Consider the following 19,057-nt stretch of genomic DNA (forward strand, 5'->3'; position numbering starts at 1 on the left):
TCGGATGCGTTTTCGGTTACATCTTCCACGGACTTCAGAGTTCGTTTTGCGGCAGTAGCCATAGTGACGCTCCGGGCGATTGGTTGATATGGTGGATCAACTCGTGTTGGGCCCGTAGGTTCCGATTGCCATCGGCGCCAGATTTGGCAGTGGTCTCGAAAAAAATGTGACCCCGCGGCACTTGGCTGGTTGCAATTGCAGCCCCAGATGCACAGAAATGCCATCCACTTGTAGGGAACAGTCTATATGGCCAGCAAAAGCCACGCCCGCCTGAATCGCCTGTTCGACAAACTGGAGCGACGCATTCCCGGGTTTGCGGCGCGCATGCTGGTGAGCATCCGGCGGCCAGGTGCACGACTGGTCCGCATACCGCTGGCCATCCTGCTGATCCTCGGCGGCATCTTCAGCTTCCTGCCGGTCCTGGGCATATGGATGCTGCCCCTCGGCCTGCTGTTGCTTGCGCTCGATCTGGTGTTCCTGCAGGGCCCGGTCAATCTGGCCATTCTGCGCGGCACCCGCAAATGGAGCACCTGGAGTCGCGCCCGCCGCGACAAGAAATCCAAGGGTAACTAGGCCGCCCGGTTCGCCTCGATCAGATCGACAGCGTGCGCCAGCTTCTCGTCGATGATGTGCAGGTAGCGCGTCCAGTCGCCGACATGGCCTAGTTCCTCGGCGCCATCGGAAATGCAGCGCAGCGCCAATAGCGGCACGCCAAACACCTGGCAGGCCCGCAGCACCGCAAATGTCTCCATATCCACCATGTCGGCGTCGATCCCGTCATAGGCCGCGCCCGAAACCACATTGGCTCCGGTCGATAGCCGCGCCGTAGCGATGCCGGGAACTGTTTCCAGCGGCAACACCGCCGGCAGGTCGAGCAGGGGCGTTTGCCCTTTGGGGAAGCCAAGGGCCGAGGCGTCCATGTCGCGATAGCCAACGCTGGTGGCCTGATACACCCCGCATTGCTCCAGCCGCTGCGACCCCGCAGATCCCAGCGAAACCACCAGGTCGGGCAGGGTGCCTGCAAGCGCCGCTTCGGTGAGGGCTCTGGTCACCGCGATCGCGGCTTCCACCGGGCCGATGCCGGTCATAAGTGGGGCAATTCGGGCTCGCAGGTGCGGACCATATTCGGCCTCAGCGGCCATGACATAGAGGATGGACATGCCTGCATGACTAGCATGGCCCGCCTGCTTGCCAAGCCCAATCGTTTCCGGTTCGGTAATGAGAAAGCGGTAATCTTAAGAAATTCACGCTGACTTCAGGGGACCAAAGTGCGTATCGGCATGATCGATGGTGGCAGGGAATGGACGGAGCCGCTCGGGCTCGGCTCTCCTTCTGGCGCGGTCTACGTCTATGTAGAGGACGTTGAAGCCGAAGCCCGCCGCCGCCTGCGATCCTGCCACATCGATGAGTGGCGCCGCCGCGAGTCGATCAGCGGCGCGCCCATGCCCGAGCATGTCAGTCACTACGCCCTGCAGGTCGCTTTCGCCGCCGCGGCGATTTCCCGCCTGTCGCCCATTCCGGCCGATTTCGACAGCGACATCTACTGGCCCCAGGCGCCCGACCGGTAACGCGAACGTTCCGGCGGGCGCCTGCGCGCTCCGCAGGCGGTCTCCCGTCTTCGCGAGAAATAATCCCCGCGCCTTGTCGGTTTCTCCCAACCTGCCGCGTCCTAGCCGGGCCGCCGGCGGCTCCGACCTCTTGCTGACAAGAATTGGCATCAGACTGTGGTTGGTTCAGGTTGGGTAAACCCCTGCCGTTCGCCCAAGTGAACACACTCGAGGGAACACCATGACCAGAATTTTCTATCAGATATTGGGTAACAATCTGGTTGCCAATATCACCAACTATACCGTCTGGTTCGCGATAACATTCTGGATATTTATCGAGACGCAGTCGGTGTTTGCCACCGGCATGATCGCCGGTCTCTACCTCGTATTCACGGCCGCCTTCGGCTTCTGGTTCGGCAGCATCGTCGATCACAATCCAAAGCGCCTGGCCATGATGGGGTCGAGCGCGGTGTCGTTGTTCTTCTACCTGCTGGCGCTTTTCATGCTGCTGGCCGAGCCCGAGGGTGCCTTCACCAACCCCTATGGACCCTACCTCTGGGGCTTTGTGCTGCTGGTCATGCTCGGCGTGATCGCCGGCAATATCCGTGGCATCGCGCTGCCGACCATCGTCACTATCCTCATTCCCGAGGACCGGCGCGACAAGGCCAATGGCCTCGTCGGCATGGTGGGCGGCATTGGCTTCCTGACCACGTCGGTTATCAGCGGTTTCCTCGTGGCCTTCGGCGGCATGCTGGTGGTGCTCGTCCTCGCGCTGGCCAGTTCTTTGCTCGTATTGCTGCATATGTGGATGGTGAAGTTCGACGAAAGCCCTGCCGCCAACGCCGCAGCTCCCGGCGAGCCTGCTCTGCCTAAAAAGGTGGATATCGCGGGCACCATCCGGGTCATTGCCGGGGTCCCGGGCCTCTTCGCGTTGATCTTCTTCGCCACCTTCAACAATTTCCTGGGCGGCATCTTCATGGCGCTGCTCGATGCCTACGGACTGTCGCTGGTTTCGGTGCAGGTCTGGGGCCTGACCTTCGGCGTGCTGTCGGTCGCCTTCATCATCAGCGGCATCGTGATTGCCCGGACCGGCCTCGGCCGCAATCCTCTCAAGACCCTGCTCATGGTCAATGCCATCACATGGTCGGTGTGCTGCGTCTTCACCATCCAGCCTTCGTTCTGGCTGCTGGCCGGCGGGTGTTTCGTCTGGATGCTGCTGGGGCCCTATGCCGAAGCGGCCGAGCACACCACGCTGCAAAAGGTGGTTCCGCTGGAGCGGCAGGGCCGGGTGTTCGGCTTTGCTCAGTCGGTTGAGCAGTCCGCATCCCCGCTGACGGCTTTCCTGATTGGGCCACTGACCCAGTTCGTCTTCATCCCGTTTATGACGGATGGGGCAGGCGCGGCAACGATTGGCGGCTGGTTCGGCACGGGGCCGGCCCGCGGTATTGCGCTGGTCTTCACCGTGGCCGGCATACTCGGCCTGCTTGTGACCATCCTGGCCTTCAATTCGCGCTACTATCGCCAGCTATCGGCCGTCTACACCAAGGGCAGCGATGACGACGACATTGACGGGGCTCCACAGGTGAGCCCCGCCTGAGGCTGCTTACGCGGGCTGCAATTCGCCCCGGCCCTGTGCCGGGGTGGATGGCCGCGGAAAGGTCAGCGCTACGGCCGCAGCGGCAAGTCCGATGGCGGCGGAGCTGACATAGAGCCAGTGGTAGTCGCCAAACGTATCGAAGATCCAGCCGCCGCCCACCGGCCCGAAGGCCATGCCGATGCTCGACGTCATCGTGATACCGCCCAGCACAGTGCCCATCACTTTGGCGTCGAAATAGTCGCGCGCCAGCACCGCATAGAGCGGCATCACCCCGCCATAGGCCAGTCCCAGCACCATGGCGAGCATGTAGAACTCGGTCAGCTGCGTGACGTAAATGTAGGTGTAGATGCCTACCGCCTGCAGCACGAGCCCGCCGATAATGACGCGCTTGACGCCCACCCGGTCTGCCAGCACGCCGAACAGCAGCCGCCCGAACAATCCGGCCACGCCCTCCACGCTATAGATGCTCGCAGCAGCAAGCGGCGTCGCGCCACACAGCATGGCATAGCTCACCGTGTGGAAGATCGGCCCGGAATGGGCCGCGCAGCACAGGAAGAACACACCGGCAAGCACGATAAACTGCGGCGTCCGCATCACCGCGCCCACCGACGATCGCGGCGCTGGCGCAGCGCTCGCCTGTTCAGGTGCTGCATCCGCAAACTGCGCCGGCGGACGCCGGATGAGGAAGCTCGCCGGAACAATGATCGCCCATGCGCCCACCGCGATCACCAGCATGGCGCTGCGCCAGCCGAACTGCCCGATCAGCACGCTGGCCAGCGGCGTCACGATCATCGGCGCGACGCCCGCGCCAATTGAAACCAGCGACACCGCAAGGCTGCGGTGCTTGTCGAACCACGCCAGCGTCGTCGCCATCAGAGGCGCAAAGAATGCCCCACCGGCCGCGCCCACGAGGCCGCCATACGAAATCTGGAACACCAGCAGATCGGTCGCCCGGCTGGCCACCAACAGCCCGAGCCCCATCAGCATCGCCGCGGTCAGCACTACAGGCCGCGCGCCGATCCGGTCGCTGAGCGTTCCCCAGCCAAACCCGGCGACGCCCATTACGATGAACCCAACCGTCATCGCGCCGGAAATCCCTGCGCGCGTCCACCCCGTGTCGTCAGCTATTGGCTGCAGGTAAACCGGCAGCGCAAACATCGCACCGAATGCGACGCAGGTGATCAATGCCCCCGCCGCTACGATAACCCACCCGTATCGTCTCTCCATCTCAAGCCCTCCCAGGCGCTGCAATTGTAGCACTGACGAACAGGCGGCCCCAAGATCGACATGACCGCCGCATTTTATTCGCTGCCATGAGAAGATTGACCCCGCGCGCCGACTGACAGAGGTTACGCCTCACCACGACCCACCCACGGCCAATGGCTCCTGTGAAATCTGATTACCTCTCCCGATCCAAGTTGCTGGCGGCATGGCTGGTCGCGGCGCTGCTGTGCGTCGCGCTGGTAGGCGGCTTTGCCTACCGCGCCGGTGTCGATGATTTGTCCCGCCGCCTCGCCGAGGCCGAAACGCGACTGGCAGAAAAACTGGCCCAGCACGATGCGCATCTGACCGCTATCGCTGCCGTCGTCCGGCTGGACGAGGAACCCTCCCACAGCGTGCAGGGCCTGGCCGAGGCGCTGATCACCTTCTATCCGCGCATCACCGCCATCGAGACCCTGCGCGTTTCCGGCGATCAGGCCGTGGTCACCAGCTTTGGCGATCCATCCGGCGCCCAATCCCGCCCAACGCGGCCTGCTGCGGACCTGCCGGATCTGGCCACGCCCGGCAGCACGGCCATTCGCGGCAAGCCCAGCGAGGGCCGCTACGACCTCTACAAACTCGTCGAGCCGGGCATTTTCCTTCGCATGGAGATCGATGCCGGCGGTCTGATCGCCGAGGATCTCCTGCCGCCCGACTATGGCTACCAGCTGTGGCTCGATGGAGATCTGCTGCTGGATCGCGCCGGGCAGGGCGGCGGCATCCTCAGCGCAACCCAGTCCCTCGCGATCAACAGCCCCAGCCAGCCCCTCCGGCTGGAGGTGAGCCGTCATTTTTCCCTGCTGGAACTGTTGCCGCCACTGGTCCTGTTGCCGCTGCTGGCGGCACTCGGCGTCGCCATCTGGCTCATCGCGCAATACCGCGGCGCGGTCCTTGCCCGACGCGAGCAGGAGCGGCGGACAAGCCTTCTCGAGCAGGAAGCGCGCTTGGCCCATGCCGGACGCGTCAATGCGCTGGGCGAAATGGCCTCGGGCATTGCCCACGAATTGGCCCAGCCGGTTGCCGCCTTGCTCAGCCAAAGCCAGGCCGCCCGGCGTGCCGCGACCATGAACCTGCCCGACGTGCTTGATCAGGCCCTAGAGGCCAACGTCCGCGAGGCCAAGCGGGCAGGCGACATCCTGGGCCGGATACGCGCCTATATCGCCGGCGACGCGCCCCGCATGGAGCGCATGCCGCTCGACCAGGCCCTGGCCGACGCGCTTCGCCTTGCCGAACCAGACCTGACCCGTCGCGGCATCCGCCTGGATAGCCACGTTGAACCGGGCACAGGAACCGTGCGCATCGACGTCATCGCCTTCCAGCAGGTGATCCATAATCTCCTGCGGAACGCCGCCGAGGCTCTGGCTGGTCACCCGCACCCCGTCATCACGGTCCGCGGCGCATGTGTCGATGGCAAGGCGGAAATCACCGTTGCCGACAACGGCCCCGGCATTCCTGCGGACGAGCTGCCCCGTGTCTTCGAGCCCTTCTTCACCACCCGGCCCGATGGCATGGGCCTCGGCCTGCCGCTTTGCGCGCGGCTGATCGAGAATATGGATGGTAGCATCCACGTTACCAATCAGGGCGGCGCCGTTTTCACGATCCTCCTGCCATGCGAGGCCTCGCAATGATCTATCTCGTTGACGACGACGCCGCCGTGCGCGAGGCGCTGACCCTGCTGCTCTCGACCTATGGCAAGACCGTACGGGCTTTCCCTGATGCGGCGCACCTGCTGGCGCATATGGATCGCGACAAGCCCGGCATCCTCATCCTGGATCTGCGTATGCCGACCACTAGCGGCCTGCAGCTGATGGCTCAGCTCGCCGCCAAGGGCATTTCCTGGCCCGCCATCATGATCACCGGCCATGGCGACGTGGAGGCCTGCCGCCGGGCTTTTCGCGCGGGCGTTACCGACTTCCTGGTCAAGCCCGTCGACGAGCATGTGCTGATGGAGGCGATTGCCGCCTGTGAGTTGCAGCTCGAACAGCAGCTCGTCCGCACCGAGGCGGAAGCGTCGCTTGCCCAGCTCACCAACCGCGAAGCCGAGGTGCTGGAGATGGTCGCCAGGGGCCTCGGTAGCAAGGAGATCGCGACGGCGCTCGATGTCTCCGTGCGCACCGTCGACAGCCACCGTGCCAGCATCGCGGCCAAGCTCGGCACGCCCTCCGTGGCCGAGCAGACCCGCCTATGGCTGATGACCCATCCGTAATCCTACCGAGTGTCTTCGGTTGGCCTGCCAATTTCGCAGCGGGCGCCCGCCCCATACCTTCCTCGTCGTAACAACCGCTCTATAGACGAGGTCTCCGATGAAAAATGTCGTTCTAGCTGCTGCATTGGCCCTTCTGGCTGTTCCTTCCTTCGCAGCCGATCAGGTTGCCCTGCCGAGCCTGGGCACCCAGCTGGCGCTCGACCTGGCACAGGGTGCCGTCGAGGCCTGTGCCGCCGATGGCTACAATGTCGCTGCCGCCGTCACCGACCGCTCGGGCATCCTGCTCGCCCTGGTCCGCGCTGAAAACGCAGGCGCCCACACTGCTGACGCCGCGACCGCCAAGGCCTATACTTCGGCAGCCTCGCGCAACCCCACCAGCGGCATGGCCAAGACTGTTCAGGAAAACCCGGGCGCAGCCGGCCTCGTTGATATTCCCGGCTTCCTGGTTCTGGCCGGCGGCGTGCCGGTCAAGGCGGGCGATGCCACCATCGGCGCCATCGGTGTCGGCGGCGCTCCCGGTGGTCACCTCGACGAAGCCTGTGCCGTTGCTGCACTGGACGCCCAGGCCGACCGCCTGAAGTAATTGCCAGCCCCGCGCGCCTCAGGCGCGCGGGCATTCACCGCGGAGGCGACATGCGAAAGTTCATTATTGCAGGAATGTTGATCATGACGATGAGCGGCAATGCGCAGGCCTCGGTGCTTGCGGCAGTCGAGGCTAGGAACCATCCCGCATTGGAACAGGCCCTGGCTTCAGGCGATGCAGTCGAGGAGCGCAACGACAGCGGTCAAACGCCGCTGCTGGTGGCGGTCTGGAACGACGACTTCGAAGCAGCCCGCCTGCTGATAGCGGCCGGTGCGGACGTCAACGCCAAGGATAACATCAAGGATAGCCCCTATCTGGTCGCCGGGGCTCACGGCCGTGTCGAAATCCTCCGCCTCATCCTCGCCAATGGCGCCGATCTGGCGAGCACCAACCGTTTTGGCGGCACGGCGCTGATCCCCGCAGCTGAAAAGGGCCATCCCGAAGCCGTGGAGCTGCTGATCGCAGCCGGGGTGGATATCGATCATATCAATGATCTGGGCTGGACCGCGCTGCTTGAGGCGGTCCTCCTCACCGATGGCGGGCCAGTGGCTCAGCGCATCGTCAAAACGCTGCTCGATGCCGGTGCGGATCGCACGATCCCCGATTTCGAGGGCAGGACCTCGCTGGATCATGCGCGTGCCCGTGGCTTCGCCGAAATCGCGGCAATGCTCGAAGCAAAGTAAGCGCCATGCCGCCCTTGGGGCGGCATGGCAATTCAATCAGCTGAACGTTGCGGAGACGACGCCGAGGCAGGGAGCCTCCGCGCGCGCAACCTTGCCCGCGAATGGAACCGGCCCGATGCGCGCGCCGGTGATGATGACATCACCCGCCTTCAGCATCAGCCCGCGGCCGACCACATGGTTGGCCAGCCACGCCAGCGCGGCCAGCACGTTTTCGGTGGTTGCGCCGCCCGGCTTGGTCTCGGCCAGTGCGTCGTCCAGATACAGGTTCAGTTCCTGGTTGCCGAATTCGGGCAGGGTGGTGGGGTCGACTCTCGGCCCGAGCACAACGCAGCCATTGCTCTGCAGGTCGGCAAAATTGACCAGCTGGGGCACCTTGCTGCGGTCGGCATAACGCGACGCCAGCAGTTCAAGCGCCACATGCACGCTGGCGATAGCGCCCCGAAGGTCGGCCGGCGTGTAGTCCGTCTCCCGAGCGGGCAGGTCCCGGGCCAGCGTCACGGCCACTTCGACCTCGATGCCGAAATCGGCATAGTCGGCACGACGCAGGTCGCTGCCGCTCTGATGCACGCTGAAGGCTGGAATGGGTGAGCAGAAGGGCGTGCCGGTTTCGGGCATTGGCGAAACCTTCCACGCGCCGATCGGGCCAAGGGCCGCGACGGTTTCGTCCTGGATGGCATAGGCCGTGGCGAGGTCCTGCGGCACCAGGTCCGCAGGCAGATCGGTCAGTTGGGTGCCGGCTTGCCGTTGTGCGAGCAGCAGTGTGGTCAGTGAGTGAGGCATGTTGGGGTCCAGAATGGTGCCGATATCAAATCGGTTGCGGTCAGCATGCCACCAAATGAACGTCCCGTCGTCCCGATGCAAGGTAGGATATGGGATAACTCGAAAAGTGATGGCCGGGGGCTTGGGCGCACCCCGGCCACGCTGGTCAGGCGTCCGGCAGTGCAGCCAGAACCTGAATTTCAACCTTGATCTCGGGCAGGGCGAGGCGAGCCTCGACTGTTGCGCGGACCGGGGCACAGCCTTCGGGGACCCAATTGTCCCACACGCTGTTCATCTCGTCGAAGGTCGCGATATCGCTCAGCCAGATGTTGACCTGCACCAGGTGGCGCTTGTCGGTGCCGGCTTCTGCGAGCAGGTCTTCGATGCGGGCAAGGATGTCCGTGGTCTGCTGGGCAACGGTGCGGCCGACATGGTTGGCGGCAGTCATGCCCGACATATGCACGTTGCGGCCGTTGATCACGATGCCGCTCATGCGCTTGCCGACGCGAAGGCGCTGGATGGTCATTACTAGTCCTTTCAGTGAGAAATTGTGCAGGCGGCCAGCTTTTCGCCAGGGCCGGGCCAGGCCGGAGCGCGGCCATTGGCAAGGCGCTGGCGCTCAAGCTTGGGATCGGGGATCGGCACCGCATCGAGCAGCGTCTGCGTATAGCGATGCGCCGGCTTGCCGATAACCTGGGCCGTTTCGCCCAGTTCCACCATCTGCCCGCCATACATCACGCCGATGCGATGGCTGAGTTCGGCCACCACCGCGAGGTCATGCGCTACCAGCAGATAGGCCACCTGTGAATCGCGCCGCAGTTCACCCAGCAGGTCGATGATGTCCTGCTGGATCGATACGTCGAGCGCCGAGACCGGTTCGTCGAGCACCACCAGGCGCGGATCAAGCATCAGGGCTCGCGCGATGGCGATGCGCTGCCGCTGGCCGCCCGAGAACTCATGCGGGAAGCGGTCGATGGTCGACTTCGGCAGCTTCACCCGGTCGAGCACCTGCAAGGCACGGGCGCGGGCGATCGCACCCTGGCCATGGATATGGGCCGGCTCCTCGAGGATTTCGCGCACGGTCATGCGGGGGTCGAGCGAGGTGTAGGGGTCCTGGAAAACCACCGACATGCGCTGGCTTGCCGCGAGGCGCTTTGCCGGGCTTGCCGAGGCAAGGTCCACCCCTTCGAACACCACCTGGCCAGTCGTCGGGCGATAGAGCCCCAGAATGGTCGACAGCAGCGTGGTCTTGCCCGAGCCGGACTCGCCCACGATGCCAAGCGTTTCCCCGGGCGCGAGATCGAAGTTCACCCCGCACAGCGCGTGGATCACCCGTTCGTCTTCCGTCAGCAGCTTGGTGCGCGGCTTCAGGAAGTGGCGCGACAGGTCCTTGACGCTGAGCAGCGGCTCTCCCGACGCGAGCAGGGCGGGAGCACCCGACCCGACCACGGCATCGGCCGTCAGGCGCGGCGCAAGGCTCAGCAGGCGCTGGGTATAGGGATCCTGCGGCGCGTTGAAGATCGTGAACACGTCATTCTCTTCCACCACGCGACCCTCGCGCATCACCGCAACGCGGTCCGCGATACCGGCGACCAGCGCCAGGTCGTGCGTAATGAACAGCATCGCCGCATTGGTGCGCTCCCGCGCGATCCGCAATGCGTCCAGCACCTGCGCCTGCACGGTCACGTCGAGGGCGGTCGTCGGCTCGTCGGCGATGATCAGGTCGGGGTCGTGGATCATCGCCATGGCGATGACGATGCGCTGGCGGATACCACCGGACATCTGGTGCGGATACTGGTCGAGACGGCTCTTGGGGTCGCGGATGGCCATCAGCGTCAGCAGTTCCACGGCCCGCTCGCGCGCTTCCTGCTTGTCGAGCTTGCCCGACAGGCGGAACGACTCTTCGAACTGCGCGCCGATGGTCAGCACCGGGTTGAGGCTGGTCGAGGGGTCCTGCAGGATCGTGGCGATGCGGCGGCCGCGATAGGCGCGCCAGGCCTCGAAATCGAGCCCGCCGGTATCCTTGCCGTCAAAGGCGACGCGGCCGGTGCGGATGGCGCCGATTGGCAGCAGCCCCGCAATCGCCAGCGAGGTCAGCGACTTGCCGCTGCCCGATTCACCCACAAGCCCCAGAACCTCGCCGCGCTTGATGTGGAGATTGACCCCGGACACCGCCGGACGCTCCGCCTTGGCAAAGTGCACACTGAAATTGTCGATGCTGACCAGATGGTCGGCATCCGGCGGCGGCAGCGACGCATCGGGAATGTAGATCGCATGCGTCGCGTTGAGCGGATTGGACGGGCTTGCCTTGGGGTTAAACGCGTCGCGCAGGCCTTCGCCGACATAGTTGATCGACAGCACGATGAGAATGATGATCGCGCCGGGGCCATAGAACATCCATGGACGGGTCAGCACGGCGCTCTGCGCATTGGCGATCAGCAGGCCGAGCGAGGTATCGGGCGGACGCACGCCGAACCCGAGGAACGACAGCCCGGTTTCAGACAGGATGGCGACACCCACCAACAGCGCGGTTGCGACGATGATGTGGTCGGCGACGTTCGGCACCATATGCTGCAGCATGATGCGCAGCTTGCCCGCACCCATGACCTTGGCGGCCTTGATATAGGGCATTTCGCGCAAGTTGAGCGAGACGCCGCGCACCAGCCGCGCCACCGAGGTCCAGAACAGGGCCCCGAGAACCAGCGACAGCCCCAGCCAGGAGACGCCGGCCTGCGACAGGCTGTTGCCCAGGAATGCCGCCAGCGCGATCGTTGGAATGGTCAGCACCAGGTCGACAAGGCGCATGATGGTCGCGTCGACCTTGCCGCCATAATAGCCGGCCACGATACCCATGATGGTGCCGAGGATGCTGGCGATCAGCGCCACCGACCCGGCGATCATCAGCGATTGCTGCATGCCGCGCATGGCCAGGGCCAGCATGTCGCGGCCCAGCGTATCGGTGCCCATAGGGTGCCCCCACGAGGGAGCTTCCGACAGGTCCGGCGTGATTTCGGTCGGCCCATAGATCCAGACCATCGGCCCGAAAATGGCGATCAGCACCAGCACCGACAGCACGGTCAGTCCCATCACCGCCAGCGGATTGGCCACGAAGCGGCGGCGCGCCATGGTGAGGCGGGAGATCGGCTGGTCGTCAGCAGCAGGGATCGAGGTTTCAAGCATCGCCATAGCGCACTCTCGGGTCGATGACGGCGTAGAGGATGTCCGCAATCAGGTTGAACAGGATGACCGCGAAGGCCGCGATCAGGAGCCAGGCCATGACGGCATTGGCGTCCCGGTTGGCGATGGATTCGAGCAGGAACCCGCCCATGCCGCGCCACTGGAAGACCGTCTCGGTGATCACCGCGCCGGAGAACAGCGCCGGCAGGTCGAGTGCGATCACCGTGACGATGGGAATGAGGGAAGGGCGCACCACATGGGAGCGGATGATGCGGCCGCGCGACAGGCCGCGCAGCACGGCGAACCGCACGTGATCGCTCGACAGGGCCTCCACCACCGCCGTGCGCTGATAACGGCTCCAGCTGGCATAGTGGATCATGGTGAGCGCAATGGTCGGCAAGATGAGGTGCCCGGCCATGTCGGCCATCAGCGGCAGGAACTCGCTGGGCGCAGGAACGGACACGTCGCCCACGGTAAAGAACACGCGGCTGCCGCTGCTCTTGTTGACGAAGATGCCCATCTGCTTGAGCACAACGGCCAGCCAGAATGAGGGCAGGGCGATCAGCACGAAAGCCGAGGTCGAAATGATGTGGTCGGCGACGCGATTGCGATAGAGCGCGGCCAGCGTGCCGGCAATCAGCGCCAGCAGCGCGGCGATGCCAATGGCAACGCTCACCAGGCGCAACGTCACCGAAACGCGGGGCATGAGCTCTGCCCCGATATTCTGGTTGGATTTGACCGACGGGCCGAAATCCCCGCGGGTCAGCCCGCCGACCCAGTTCAGGTATCGCATCACCACGGGCTGATCGAGCCCGAGGCGCGCCTCTTCGGCGGCGATGACGTGATCTGGGACGGCAGGCTGCTGCTCGCGCAGCTCAAAGAGCGGGTCGCCCGCCAGCGCCACAAGTACGAAAACCACGAAGGTGGAAACGATCAGGATGCCGATACTGTTGATCAGGCGTCTTAAAATCAGATTTCCCATTCAGCATTCTCCTGGGCGCAAGGCGGGCGCAAGCATTACTTCTGGTCGACGGGGCGGATACGGCCCCAGTGCCACCACGGAACCGAGTATTCCAGCTGGTCGGAATACCCGAAGAACCGCTTCGTACGAGCGTAGTAGGTGCCGTACCACAGCAGGGGAACCCACTGCGTGTCACGTGCCCACACTTCCTGCAGGTGCCGGTAGTGCGCGCCACGTTCTTCGCGGGTCAGGGCCTCGCGTGCAGCCTTGTAGGCCGCGTCGACGTCTGGGTTTGCGTGGCCGCCAACGTTGTTGAGGCCGCCCGTCGAGTACTTCTGCGCGGTGATCTCGGGATCGGGCGACATGCTGCCACCCACGATGATCATGTCGAATGCGCCTTCCTTGCGGACGCGCTCGCCCCATTCCACGGCGCTGAGCCCGGCAAACTCAACCTTGATGCCGACGGCGTCGAGGTTGTTGACGACGATCTGCGTCAGGGCCTTATGGCCATGGAAGCTGTCGAGGTAGAACAGGCGCAGGTTTGCGCGCACGCCATCGGCGCCGCGGGTCAGGCCGCTCTCGTCGAGCAGTTCGTTGGCGCGCGCCACGTCATGTGCGGGGGCCTTGGCTTCGGGGTTGAATGCCCATTCCACATTGCCCAACAGGTAGTGGTCCCACGCTTCGCTCGCGCCGGGATCGGCGATCTTGGCGATGTCGGCGCGGTTCACGGCCATGGCGACGGCGTCGCGGCGGCGCTGGTCGGCCCAGAGCGGGTTCTTGTGGTTGAAGTCAAGCAGGGCCATGCCCGGGCCACGGCCGCGCATCAGTTCGACATCGGCGCCTTCGATCAGGTGCAGGCGGTCATAGGTCAGCGTGTCCTGCGGGAAGAAGTCTGCTTCGCCACGGGTGACCATCCGCACGCATTCGTCGCGATCAGGCTGGATCTTGAGGATCAGGCGATCGATCTCGGGCTGCGGACCCCAGTGATCCTTCACCTTCTCGAGGATGATCTGGTTGCCCTTTTCCCATTCCACGAGGCGGAACGGACCCGAGCCAACCGGCTTGAGGTTGTGCGGATTGGTGTCCCAATCGGTGCCTTCATAGAGGTGGCGCGGCACGATGTGGCAGAAGATGAAATTGCCGAGCTGAACGAGGAAACCGGCGTTCGGCGAGCTCAGGTAGTAGTCGACCGTGTAATCATCGACGGCAACGATATGGTCCACGTTGTGCAGGAAGGGGGCGCCGGAATAGCCCATCTTCTTCACATAGGTGTGGGTGTAGACGATGTCGTGTGCGTTGAGCGGCTGGCCGTCCTGCCAACGGGCTGCCTTGTTGACGTGGAAGCGCCAGCGGCGTGCGCCGTCCAGCATTTCCCAGTGCGTGGCGAGATCGGGGTAGGAGCCGTTGAAGTTGTACCATTCGGTCAGCACAACGCGGTTGTAGATGTTGTTGCAGACCAGGTACCCGGCGCTTGCCGTGTAGTTGCGATAGACGTCGTTGAAATGGATAGCGTCGTGCGGTGTCACGACGACAAAATCGATACTCATGATTTCCTCGGGAGAGAGTCAGACAGCGGGAGGCGGTGGGGGACCGCCTCCCATGGGGCGCGTCGATTACTCGGCGCGGACGCCCCATTGTTCGATATTCATCGTGGTGCCGTACTTGGACGGGTTCACGAAGATGTTGGCGTACTGGTCGTTGAACACGGCCATGTTGAACACGGGGAACAGCGGCACGACCATGCCGTCTTCCAGCAGCGCCACGTCGAGCTGGTTGGTCAGCTCCACGACTTCGGCGTCATCCAGCGACACCGAAACCTTGGCCACGAGATCGTCGACGATCTCTGAGGAATAGCCGTAGTAGTTGCGTGCGCCGTTGGTGGCGTACCACTGGGCCAGCGAGAGCGCGCCCAGGTCGAGTGCGGTGCCGGTGACGAAGATGTCGAAGTTGCCGGCCTGCGATTCAGGGCTGTAGCGGGCACGGTCGGCAGCGTCGATGAACGTGGTGATGCCGAGCTTTGCCAGCTGGGCCTGTGCCAGTTCGGCGAGCTGCATGCGGATCGGGTCGATGCTGTAGGTCAGGATCTCGAGCGAACGCACGGGCGTGCCATCAGGCTTGTGCAGGGCGCCGTCGACGATCTTGTACCCTGCGCCTTCGAGCAGCGCGATCGAGCCTTCCACGTCGCCCGAGCCAACGCCGGTCTTGCCGGTATTGTCACGATAGGCAATTTCGCCGCCCGCAGCCTGGCCCGGAATATAGGCACCGCTGGTCATGGCCTCGGCGCCTTCGACATATTGGCCGAGGGTACGGCGCGTCATGTCGGAGCTGTCGAGTGCGCGGGTGATGGCCTGGCGCAGAACCACGTCTTCCATGGCATCGCCCGATGCCTTGAGGCTGAAGTGGAAGTAGGTGAGGGTCGGGCCGAGCTCGAGGCTCACGCTGTCGAGCTGCTGCACGTGCTCGACAGTATCGAGCGAAGCGGCACCATAGAGTGCGCCCACTTCACCATTCTGCAGTGCCGTCACCTGCTCGCTGACCGAGGCGATGAAGCGGAAGTGGACCTTGTCCAGCTTTGCCGGTTCGCCATACCAGTTCGGGTTCTTGGCAAGGGTCAGCACCACGCCGTCCTGGTAGCTTTCAACCTGGTAGGGGCCACCCGAGAACTGCGGCACGTTGACGGTCAGGCCTTCGTTGAACGAGGTCTTCAGGTCGCCATAGGTCGAGGCAATGTGGGCCGGCAGGATGTAGGGGAACAGCGTCTTCCAGAGGCCGAAGGGTTCGCTGAGGGTGAAGCGGACGGTCTTGCCGTTTTCGCTGGCCCAGGTCTCCGTCACCAGTTCATAGCCCTGCGTGAAGGCGGGCAGGCATTCGCCGCAAGCCTTGGGGTCCTGCACCTGCTGGGTGTAGATGAAGTCGGCAGCCGAGATCGGCGTACCGTCCGACCACACGGCTTCGTCGCGAATGACATATTCCACGACCATCGGGTCCTGCTGCACGATACCGGCCGAAACCAGCAGCGCCTCGTTCAGCACCACTTCTGCGTCGGTGGTGGTCAGGAACGGATGCGGGTAGATCGGCCACTGCAGCTGGCGGTTGCCGGTCAGGTCGCCCTTGGCGGTCACGGGGTTCCAGTTCGGCGGAGCGCTCGAAACGGTGAAGACGAGTTCGCCACCGTCCTTCACGGGAGTTACGTCAGCAGCAATGGCTGGGAAGGCAGTACCTGCCATGGCAACGAGCGTGGCCAGGGCAGTGGTGCGGCGCAAGAAACCTGTGGTCATAGATTATCCCTTTCGCGGCCCGGCCGATGATTATTCTCATCCCAACATCGGGGGCCTTGGCATCGAGGCTAGGTCGCAGTAATTGTTCTGGTCAATTGACTTATGTTCATAAACATATCGGAACTGTCATGAATGACACGGAACTGCTGCATTTAATAAGATCCCGCGTTCCGGCTCTTACGTCGCGCGGACTCGCTCGGGTTATCATGGAGTTAGTGGCACAGGGCGACATCCCGGCGGGGCGCAAAATGCCGACGGTTCGTGTCGTGGCATCATCCCTTCGTATGAGTGCGGCCAGCGTGGCCCTTGCCTGGGGAGAACTGGTCCGCTGGCAGGTTTTCGAGACCCGTCGCCGTGGCGGCACCTTTGTTCTGGGGCCCGCCCAGGCGCCGCGCGCCACCCGTTTCGATCACATGATCCGCGCGTCGCAGAATATTCAGATCAACTTGGGTAATCTTACTCCGGACATCAAAATACTGCCGCCGCTCGAACCGGCGCTGCATGCCGCCTGCCAGAATCCCATCCTGCATGACCCATACCCGTTCCTCATAACCGACGCCCTGCGCGACGCGGTTCGGCCCAACTGGCCGTTCAAGACTGAGAGTTTTCTAGCCACCCATGGCGGCGTCGATGCGGTCGAACTCGCCCTCAAGGGCGTCTCCCGTCCCGGCGATCGAATTATCGTCGAAAGCCCCGGCGTCTCGCGTGTTCTCGACATTGTCGAGTCCATTGGGGCCGTACCGATTCCGGTCAACTACGGCCCCGGTGGCCCTGATCTGTCCCAGCTGAAATGGGCGCTTTCGCAGCGTCCGTCCGCGATGATCTACCAGCCAATTGGCCAGTCTCCCTCCGGCCATTCCGTCAGCCCGATGTGGGTGGAGCAGGCGGGCAAGTTGCTTGCGGGTTCCAGTATTCCGATAATAGAGCTGTCGCAGACGTCGCTCATGCACGAAACAAATGGATGCTCACTCGGTACGCTGTTTCCTGAGCGAACAGTCAGAATTCATTCGTACAACTATTTCTTTGGTTCTGGACTTCGTGTCGGCGTGGCTGGCGGCAGCCCCGACGTCATCGATCGCATGTGGCAACCCCTCACTTTTTCCTCGCGCTGGGTCAGCCGGGTCTTCCAGGATGCGCTGGCGTTTCAGCTCACCGACTCGACCGCGCGCCAGCATCTCGACCGCTACGTTGCGCGAGCCTTGGGACGTCACCGGAACATGCTCGGCGCTCTCCGCGCCGTCGGCTTCGACCTGCCAGAAACCCGCGGCCCATCGATCTGGCTCCCGGTGCTGGACGAACATGTCGCGACCACCCATATGGGCCTGCATGGCATCGTTGTTCATCCGGGGCGATATTTTGCCGTCGGTCCGCGGACCCTTCACCACGTGCTGATCAACAGCACCTTGCTCGACGATGGCTACGAGGACATCGCCCGCAAGCTCGCGGAGGCTGCCTGCTGAGCCGGGCAGGGGCCGGCTTGCCCCTTTGGGTGGCGCATGCGAGACAGCGCCTTTCCCGGGGCCCCAATGGAGTTTGGTTGTGAGTGTTGCTTTCACCAAGGAAGACAGTGCTGAAACTGCGTCGGAAACCCTGCTGCCCGACCGCGAGATTTCGCCTGAGCCGAACTACGTGACCGAGGCCGGCCTTGCAGCCCTGCGCGCCCAGCTGGAAGAGGCCCGCGTGGCCTTCGAGGCCGCCAGCGCCATCGAGGACATCAACGAGCGCCGGCGCCAGTCAGCCGGCCCGCTGCGCGACTTCCGCTACTTCACCGAACGCCTGCGGACCGCGCAGGTCCTGCCGCCTCCGGACTCCACCGAAACCGTGGCCTTCGGCAGCACGGTCTCCTTCAGCCGCGACGATGGCCGCACCCAGCAATACCGCATCGTTGGCGAAGACGAAGCCGATCCCAAATCCGGCTCGATATCCTACGTCTCGCCGGTCGCGCGCATGCTGATGGGCAAGGAAGTCGGCGACACCGTTACCGTCGCCGGCCGCGAGCTCGAAATCACCGGGATCGCCTAAATCCCCAGCCCCGCCAGCACGCGGCGGGACTCCGCCACGTCACGATGCGTCTGCGCGATCAGCTCGTCCACCGTCGCAAACCGTTGCATGCCGCGCAGCTGCTGCACGAGATAGAGCACCACGGTCAGCCCGTAGAGCGTCTCGTCGAGGTCGTGGATATAGGCCTCGATGCGCGTGTCATTGACGTCGTCAAAGGTGGGGTTCATGCCCACGCTGGCCGTGGCGCCAAAGATCGCGCCCGAGTGCGGAAACTGCGCGATGGTGCAGTAAACCCCATCCGGAGGCAGTTGGCTCCCGGCTGGCATCGAGACATTGGCCGTCGGAAACCCCAGCAGCCGGCCGCGCTTGTCGCCATGTACGACGAGTCCGCGATAGCTCGCATATCGTGTGAGGTCGAGCATTCAGGTTGCGTCGGCCAGGCCCAGATACTTGCTCTGATGAAACACCAGCGGCGCCACCTGGGGAAACAGGTGGCTCTCCAGCACCTCGAACAGGATGATTTCGTGGTCGCCACCCTGCAGGCGGTCATTGACCCGGCAATCGAGCCACAGCGTAGCGCCTTCGATGAACAGCGCGCCGCCCTGGGTCGATTTCCACTCCACGCCCTCGAACCGGTCCCCTGTGCGCGCCGATAGCTTGCGTGAGAGGCCCTCCTGGCCCGCACCGAGCACGCTCAGCCCGATGTTGGCCGATTTCATCAGGCGCGGCCACGTCGAGGACGTGTGCGCCACGCAGACGGAAACCAGTGCAGGTTCGAGCGATACGGAGCTGAAGGAGTTCACGGCCATGCCGATCGGCGTGTCACCATCCATGGCGCACACGGCGACGACGCCGGTGGGGAACATGGAGAACGCCTTCCGCAGTACCATTGTTGGGTGAACATCACTTGCTTGCAAAGCTTCAGCCACCTATTCCTCCGACATTAGTCAATTTTGATTATTTGAAACGAAGCTATCTAATTTGGTATTTGGAGACAAGCTGGTT

General features: G+C 63.8%; 19 protein-coding genes. 9 read left to right on the top strand and 10 right to left on the bottom strand.

Annotated elements, in window-relative coordinates; genetic code table 11:
* The first annotated feature begins 246 nt into the window (after positions 1–246).
* A complete protein-coding gene (locus tag ACZ5WT_RS14980) occupies positions 247–573 on the top strand; it encodes a hypothetical protein (protein WP_464284578.1) in 327 nt (108 codons plus the stop codon).
* On the opposite strand, the gene ACZ5WT_RS14985 is transcribed toward ACZ5WT_RS14980, so the two are convergent.
* Entirely contained in the window at positions 570–1,160 is a 591-nt protein-coding gene (locus ACZ5WT_RS14985; protein WP_464284579.1) for a 5'-methylthioadenosine/S-adenosylhomocysteine nucleosidase, read from the bottom strand. The two genes, ACZ5WT_RS14980 and ACZ5WT_RS14985, sit on opposite strands and share 4 nt — an antisense overlap.
* Positions 1,161–1,268: 108 nt before the next feature.
* On the opposite strand from ACZ5WT_RS14985, the gene ACZ5WT_RS14990 reads away from it, so the two are divergent.
* Positions 1,269–1,568 (top strand): hypothetical protein, encoded by a 300-nt coding sequence (locus tag ACZ5WT_RS14990; RefSeq protein WP_464284580.1) that lies wholly within the window; start codon positions 1,269–1,271, stop codon positions 1,566–1,568.
* A gap of 220 nt (positions 1,569–1,788) precedes the next feature.
* Complete coding sequence (locus tag ACZ5WT_RS14995; RefSeq protein WP_464284581.1) at positions 1,789–3,144, top strand: MFS transporter; 1,356 nt, start codon at positions 1,789–1,791, stop codon at positions 3,142–3,144.
* 6 nt (positions 3,145–3,150) lie between these two features.
* On the opposite strand, the gene ACZ5WT_RS15000 is transcribed toward ACZ5WT_RS14995, so the two are convergent.
* Positions 3,151–4,371 carry an MFS transporter gene (locus tag ACZ5WT_RS15000; protein ID WP_464284582.1) on the bottom strand — a complete coding sequence of 407 codons (1,221 nt, stop codon included), beginning with the start codon at positions 4,369–4,371 and terminating at the stop codon, positions 3,151–3,153.
* A 161-nt stretch (positions 4,372–4,532) separates the two neighbouring features.
* Between ACZ5WT_RS15000 and ACZ5WT_RS15005 the strand changes: the two genes are divergently transcribed.
* The 4 genes from ACZ5WT_RS15005 (at position 4,533) to ACZ5WT_RS15020 (ending at position 7,876) form a co-directional block, all read left to right on the top strand.
* Positions 4,533–6,032 (top strand): sensor histidine kinase, encoded by a 1,500-nt coding sequence (locus ACZ5WT_RS15005; protein ID WP_464284583.1) that lies wholly within the window; start codon positions 4,533–4,535, stop codon positions 6,030–6,032.
* Positions 6,029–6,610, top strand: coding sequence for a response regulator transcription factor (locus tag ACZ5WT_RS15010; protein WP_464284584.1), 582 nt, complete (start codon positions 6,029–6,031; stop codon positions 6,608–6,610). The genes ACZ5WT_RS15005 and ACZ5WT_RS15010 overlap by 4 nt, the downstream gene beginning before the upstream one ends.
* 97 nt (positions 6,611–6,707) lie before the next feature.
* The gene (locus tag ACZ5WT_RS15015) at positions 6,708–7,193 is read left to right on the top strand and encodes a GlcG/HbpS family heme-binding protein (RefSeq protein WP_464284585.1); all 486 of its coding nucleotides are present in this window, start codon (positions 6,708–6,710) and stop codon (positions 7,191–7,193) included.
* A 50-nt stretch (positions 7,194–7,243) separates the two neighbouring features.
* The gene (locus tag ACZ5WT_RS15020; protein WP_464284586.1) at positions 7,244–7,876 is read left to right on the top strand and encodes an ankyrin repeat domain-containing protein; all 633 of its coding nucleotides are present in this window, start codon (positions 7,244–7,246) and stop codon (positions 7,874–7,876) included.
* 36 nt (positions 7,877–7,912) lie between these two features.
* Here the strand turns inward: ACZ5WT_RS15020 and ACZ5WT_RS15025 are convergent, their stop codons facing one another.
* The 6 genes from ACZ5WT_RS15025 to ACZ5WT_RS15050 all read right to left on the bottom strand — a co-directional run bounded on the left by ACZ5WT_RS15025 (position 7,913) and on the right by ACZ5WT_RS15050 (position 16,051).
* The gene (locus ACZ5WT_RS15025) at positions 7,913–8,656 is read right to left on the bottom strand and encodes a 2-keto-4-pentenoate hydratase (protein WP_464284587.1); all 744 of its coding nucleotides are present in this window, start codon (positions 8,654–8,656) and stop codon (positions 7,913–7,915) included.
* A 145-nt stretch (positions 8,657–8,801) separates the two neighbouring features.
* Entirely contained in the window at positions 8,802–9,161 is a 360-nt protein-coding gene (locus ACZ5WT_RS15030; RefSeq protein WP_464284588.1) for a RidA family protein, read from the bottom strand.
* Between the two features lie 11 nt (positions 9,162–9,172).
* A complete protein-coding gene (locus ACZ5WT_RS15035; protein WP_464284589.1) occupies positions 9,173–11,821 on the bottom strand; it encodes a dipeptide ABC transporter ATP-binding protein in 2,649 nt (882 codons plus the stop codon).
* The gene (locus tag ACZ5WT_RS15040; RefSeq protein WP_464284590.1) at positions 11,808–12,794 is read right to left on the bottom strand and encodes an ABC transporter permease; all 987 of its coding nucleotides are present in this window, start codon (positions 12,792–12,794) and stop codon (positions 11,808–11,810) included. The genes ACZ5WT_RS15035 and ACZ5WT_RS15040 overlap by 14 nt, the downstream gene beginning before the upstream one ends.
* Positions 12,795–12,829: 35 nt before the next feature.
* Positions 12,830–14,320 carry an ABC transporter substrate-binding protein gene (locus ACZ5WT_RS15045; RefSeq protein ID WP_464284591.1) on the bottom strand — a complete coding sequence of 497 codons (1,491 nt, stop codon included), beginning with the start codon at positions 14,318–14,320 and terminating at the stop codon, positions 12,830–12,832.
* Between the two features lie 66 nt (positions 14,321–14,386).
* On the bottom strand, positions 14,387–16,051 hold the full coding sequence (locus tag ACZ5WT_RS15050) for an ABC transporter family substrate-binding protein (protein ID WP_464284592.1): 1,665 nt from the start codon (positions 16,049–16,051) through the stop codon (positions 14,387–14,389).
* 128 nt (positions 16,052–16,179) lie between these two features.
* On the opposite strand from ACZ5WT_RS15050, the gene ACZ5WT_RS15055 reads away from it, so the two are divergent.
* A complete protein-coding gene (locus tag ACZ5WT_RS15055) occupies positions 16,180–17,511 on the top strand; it encodes an aminotransferase class I/II-fold pyridoxal phosphate-dependent enzyme (RefSeq protein WP_464284593.1) in 1,332 nt (443 codons plus the stop codon).
* Between the two features lie 79 nt (positions 17,512–17,590).
* On the top strand, positions 17,591–18,073 hold the full coding sequence (gene greA, locus ACZ5WT_RS15060; protein ID WP_464284594.1) for a transcription elongation factor GreA: 483 nt from the start codon (positions 17,591–17,593) through the stop codon (positions 18,071–18,073).
* Here greA and ACZ5WT_RS15065 read toward each other — a convergent pair.
* Both ACZ5WT_RS15065 and ACZ5WT_RS15070 read right to left on the bottom strand, forming a co-directional pair.
* Positions 18,070–18,474, bottom strand: a complete 405-nt coding sequence (locus ACZ5WT_RS15065; RefSeq protein WP_464284595.1) for a riboflavin kinase — start codon at positions 18,472–18,474, stop codon at positions 18,070–18,072. The two genes, greA and ACZ5WT_RS15065, sit on opposite strands and share 4 nt — an antisense overlap.
* Positions 18,475–18,918, bottom strand: a complete 444-nt coding sequence (locus tag ACZ5WT_RS15070; RefSeq protein ID WP_464284596.1) for a flavin reductase family protein — start codon at positions 18,916–18,918, stop codon at positions 18,475–18,477.
* Positions 18,919–19,057 lie beyond the last annotated feature (139 nt).

The organism is Devosia sp. T2-14, from assembly GCF_055397495.1.

Coding starts and splice junctions, on each gene's coding strand:
- ACZ5WT_RS14985 (WP_464284579.1), bottom strand. CDS start 1,160: ATGTCCATCCTCTATGTCATGGCCGCTGAGGCCGAATATGGTCCGCAC.
- ACZ5WT_RS15055 (WP_464284593.1), top strand. CDS start 16,180: ATGAATGACACGGAACTGCTGCATTTAATAAGATCCCGCGTTCCGGCT.
- ACZ5WT_RS15010 (WP_464284584.1), top strand. CDS start 6,029: ATGATCTATCTCGTTGACGACGACGCCGCCGTGCGCGAGGCGCTGACC.
- ACZ5WT_RS15015 (WP_464284585.1), top strand. CDS start 6,708: ATGAAAAATGTCGTTCTAGCTGCTGCATTGGCCCTTCTGGCTGTTCCT.
- ACZ5WT_RS15040 (WP_464284590.1), bottom strand. CDS start 12,794: ATGGGAAATCTGATTTTAAGACGCCTGATCAACAGTATCGGCATCCTG.
- ACZ5WT_RS15070 (WP_464284596.1), bottom strand. CDS start 18,918: ATGTTCCCCACCGGCGTCGTCGCCGTGTGCGCCATGGATGGTGACACG.
- ACZ5WT_RS15035 (WP_464284589.1), bottom strand. CDS start 11,821: ATGGCGATGCTTGAAACCTCGATCCCTGCTGCTGACGACCAGCCGATC.
- ACZ5WT_RS15045 (WP_464284591.1), bottom strand. CDS start 14,320: ATGAGTATCGATTTTGTCGTCGTGACACCGCACGACGCTATCCATTTC.
- ACZ5WT_RS15050 (WP_464284592.1), bottom strand. CDS start 16,051: ATGACCACAGGTTTCTTGCGCCGCACCACTGCCCTGGCCACGCTCGTT.
- ACZ5WT_RS15020 (WP_464284586.1), top strand. CDS start 7,244: ATGCGAAAGTTCATTATTGCAGGAATGTTGATCATGACGATGAGCGGC.
- ACZ5WT_RS15025 (WP_464284587.1), bottom strand. CDS start 8,656: ATGCCTCACTCACTGACCACACTGCTGCTCGCACAACGGCAAGCCGGC.
- ACZ5WT_RS14995 (WP_464284581.1), top strand. CDS start 1,789: ATGACCAGAATTTTCTATCAGATATTGGGTAACAATCTGGTTGCCAAT.
- ACZ5WT_RS14980 (WP_464284578.1), top strand. CDS start 247: ATGGCCAGCAAAAGCCACGCCCGCCTGAATCGCCTGTTCGACAAACTG.
- ACZ5WT_RS15000 (WP_464284582.1), bottom strand. CDS start 4,371: ATGGAGAGACGATACGGGTGGGTTATCGTAGCGGCGGGGGCATTGATC.
- ACZ5WT_RS15065 (WP_464284595.1), bottom strand. CDS start 18,474: ATGCTCGACCTCACACGATATGCGAGCTATCGCGGACTCGTCGTACAT.
- ACZ5WT_RS15030 (WP_464284588.1), bottom strand. CDS start 9,161: ATGACCATCCAGCGCCTTCGCGTCGGCAAGCGCATGAGCGGCATCGTG.